Here is a 3,725-nt window from a genome sequence, read left to right as displayed (position 1 = left end):
CCCGGACTCCCTCCGCAATCCGATAAAAAAGCCCCCTATCCCGTCAATCCGACAAAAAAACCGCCACGCGGACCGGCCAAACCGGCCCTCGTCAAACTCCTCGCCGCAAATAACCGTATCGCAAAGGTCCCGACGCGGGGGAGAGGGGGCGATAAACGCACCAATACAGCTACTCGCCACCGTCAGCGCGGGGTAGCCGTCCCCCCTCGATTATCGTCCCTTCTCCCCCGCGTCGGGGGAGAAGGACAGGATGAGGGGGAAGCCGCGCCCCCCACCGACCTCACTCCCCCGCCAATCGCCGCGCCAGCCAATGCCGGAACATCGCCAACCCCATCACCTCCACCTGCTTGTCGTCGATCTCCGCCGCCCGGCGCAGCGCCCAGGCGAGCGCGCCCGGACGCCAGCCAGGGCCTTCCAGCACCAGAAGGACATGCACATCGGGAAACGCGAGGCGCGCGTTCGACAGCAGATAGGGCAACCGCTCGTCCAAGGAGCCCCGCGTCTGCTGGCGCATCGCCTCCACCCACACCGGCTTGCCGAAGGCCGGCGCATCGAGCACGAAATCGATGCTGCCGCTATGCCCGTAAATCGTGGTGTAGCCGACGTGCCGCCACGCCCGGCGCGGGGCGGGGTTGTCGCCGATCTCGATGCTGTCGGGGTTGCCCAGGTCGTGCACGTCGAAACCATGCTCGCGCAGCACCTCCACCATCGCCGCCTCCAGCGCCTGCCCGGAGCTTCGCGGCGAGGCGGCCGCCACGGGCATGCAGAACACGGCGGTAAGCAGAAGCGCGAACACACGCGGCACAGGCAACACGGCTGTCCTCCCAGACGTCCCAAGGGAACAGCCGCCGCGCAACCCACGCGGCGGCCGGGAGGTCACAACCTTCAAAGTAACGCAAAAAGGTCCGGCGGTCTTTGGGCCGAGGCCTTGGACATGCACCACCGGCTCCCGGCCCCAACCGTGTAAGGGCCACGAGCTATCGTTCCACGAACGCGGCTTGCCGCGTGTGGGCGAGGCTTTTAGCACGTTACCCGTGCCGGCCCAAGCCAGGACCGGGAGCACTGGGCGTTACTTTGAGGGGCTGTGACACCCCACCCGCATCTCTGCATATGCGTGGGGACGCGTCAAGATGAAGGGTGTTGGTGGGTTTTACGCGTTTGGCGGGTAGCAAACACACCCACGTCCGCCTCGGCGCGTGAAACGGACGATTAGAGGGAAGGCTTGAAACGTCTGGGCGGGGCCACAACCAGCCGAACGAACCCAAAGCCTCGGGCCAGACTCCTAGCTACGGATCAGGATGTGGGGGGCGAATCCTCCTCAGCGAGCCAATTTTTCGGGTCGTTCCAGCGTTTATAGGAAAGCCGGCACCGACACGCGACTTCGGCTCGATCTGTGTCCGCAGCATATCCGCAGATTAAAACGCCTATCTTAGCGGTGCCGGCCGCTAGCGCGCGATCCGCCACGGCGACGCGGGTGGCCGGCGATCAACGATGAGGTGGCCGCGAAAACGCGTAGCAGCTCGATAGCAAAGGAGGCCGCCCCGACAATGGGGCGGCCTCCATCGCTTACAGGCCAGTTCGTTCGCGCACTAGGCGCTCGGCTGCGTCCAACGCATTCCGTGCAGTTCGGATGGCAGCCAAGGTAGCGCGCGCTGATTGGCCGGGCAGGTAGGGGCCAGGCGGTGGAAGTTCGTCGTGCGGTGCCGGTTCCACCCCACGGAACCTCTCACCGTTGGCGAGTTCGGCGATGCGGCCTCCGTTCACACCGAACCAAGCAGCGATGTCGTGTTGACGATCACCTCGCCCCAACATGCCCTTCGCTATCGCCGCATCATGCTGGGATAGCTGGACGCCGCTAGGAGGTGCGCGCCGAATCAACACAGAACCTCCTCAAGGGCATCGCCGCTGGATTCAGGCCTGCGCTGCTCGATCTTTTCGCGAATACCCAGTTTGTCCCGCAGCGTCCGAGTGATGTGGCGACGTGTTTGGGCACCGCCGCCGGCAAGTCCGAGGTATGTGTTGCCTTTGCTGTCCTTTTTCTCTCGCACGATATCTTGCCATTCGGGTGCCGAACGGTGCCAGTTTACTTTCTGCGCAGCCGCACGAGCGGCCCGCGGCACGTCTGCGACCTCAGCTTTGACAGCGAGATCATGATAGAGAACGCCCAGTGCACCCCATCCAGGTGCCGTCAGGTGCAGGCTCTCTCTGTCCTCGAACTTCTCGGGCCCCATGCCTTCGGCGAACGCATCAAGGAAGTGACGGAGCGCTTCCTCATATCCGTCGATGTTGTCCACGGTCAGAGAGGGGTTATCTGGCGCATTGGCGTTTTTGTTTTCCAGCAAGGTTTCGCCTTCGGTTGCAGCGCGCACGAACCGAAGCAGGTTCTGTTGGACGACAATCGCTGTCGACTTGCTACCCAGAGATGCGCGCTTCTTTTCCATGCCTCCGTGCCGCTCGATAACATTGGCTTCGCCAAGCCGATTCGTCAGAGAGATGTACGGATCGCTATGATCCAACGCGATTGCGATCCGCGGTGGCACAGGCTGAGTGCGATAGTTGAAGTCGTGGAACAGCTGCTGCATCTCCTCCAACGTCAGAGGGTTGCCGTTCGGGTGAGGCATGTAGAGCACGCACGGCAACGTGAAAGAGTTGAGAAGCGCTTGGAGGTGTTCGCGTTGTTCTTGCCGGAATAGACCGGCGTTCTCGGAGTCCTCTACTAGCTGCATGGCGGCAGAGACACGAGCGAGGCCGTCGACGACGACACGCCGATTGCGGCGCGACAGATCGAAGTGCAGTACTCCAATGCCCTGCTCCTCTTCGATCTCCTTGAACTGCGTGGGGTTCTGCACCGCAATCGATACAGCCGGGAACGCGCCAGCGATGATGTGCCTGTCGATGAAGCGCTCCCGGATGTACTTCATCAGGCTCTCTAGCCGCTTTGGCGTAGTGGTGCGCTGTAGGTGGCTGTAGAGATGTTCCAGATCGCCGGGGAGCTGTTTCCAGTGCATCGAGCGCGGATCGTGGCCGAGTACGGTCTCGAGCGCCGCCGGTGCGATCTGCGTCGTGTAGGTTGCGAGGCGGTTGCCGAACTGGCCTTGTACCGCCGGGATCTGAGCACTAGGGTTCGTGGTCCTGATCATCGATTGCTCCTTTGATCAGAGTGGGTCGAGGCGATGCGTGGTTTGGCCACCGGGCATCGCCTCGACTTTTATGCGTGACCTCCCCGTCATTCGTCAACTCTTCCCCGTCATTTTTTTTGCGGGGCACGTTATGGGGTGTGCGGGAAGCCCAACTTTGTGGCCGTCGACGAACGAACTCTAAGCCGTCGACGGCAACTTGATGGCCATGGCGAATCGAAGAGGTGGCGGCCGATCAATCGCCAGGTTTTGAACCGGTGCGCTACGTCAGCACAGGGTCATGAGCGGTAATTCATCGCTTGCCCAAAGATGTCCGCTAGAAGACGCAAAGCGGCCAGCCGCATTCCTGCCGCTCCGTTATGTCACGGCATGCATCAGTCGCACCCTTGAACAGCCCAGGCGCGCAAACGCCGCGAGATTTGGCAGCGTTGACCGGCGATCCTCTCTGCTCGCCTTGCGGCGAGCTGTCTCCCCCTCCGGGACCTTTGCGAAATGGGCGAGGTGTGATTCCCTGCTTGTGGTTGGCGCAGTGAGGTTGGAATGGCGTTGAAGCGGACGGGTCAGTTGAGCTTTGCCGAGGCGTTTCAG

At 62.3% G+C, this 3,725-nt stretch carries 2 protein-coding genes; both read right to left on the bottom strand.

What is annotated here, in order from left to right; all coding sequences use genetic code 11:
- Positions 1 to 280: 280 nt before the first annotated feature.
- Positions 281 to 814, bottom strand: a complete 534-nt coding sequence (locus DRB17_RS19720) for a PD-(D/E)XK nuclease superfamily protein (protein WP_147274979.1) — start codon at positions 812 to 814, stop codon at positions 281 to 283.
- Between the two features lie 1,060 nt (positions 815 to 1,874).
- Positions 1,875 to 3,140 carry a DNA sulfur modification protein DndB gene (locus DRB17_RS19710; RefSeq protein ID WP_114583936.1) on the bottom strand — a complete coding sequence of 422 codons (1,266 nt, stop codon included), beginning with the start codon at positions 3,138 to 3,140 and terminating at the stop codon, positions 1,875 to 1,877.
- Positions 3,141 to 3,725 lie beyond the last annotated feature (585 nt).

Origin of the sequence: Ferruginivarius sediminum (assembly GCF_003344765.1) — a bacterium.
In the GTDB taxonomy this organism is placed as follows: Bacteria; Pseudomonadota; Alphaproteobacteria; order Kiloniellales; family Rhodovibrionaceae; genus Ferruginivarius; species Ferruginivarius sediminum.
Note: the sequence above shows the minus strand (reverse complement) of the source record. Positions and strands in the feature narration are given on the sequence as shown.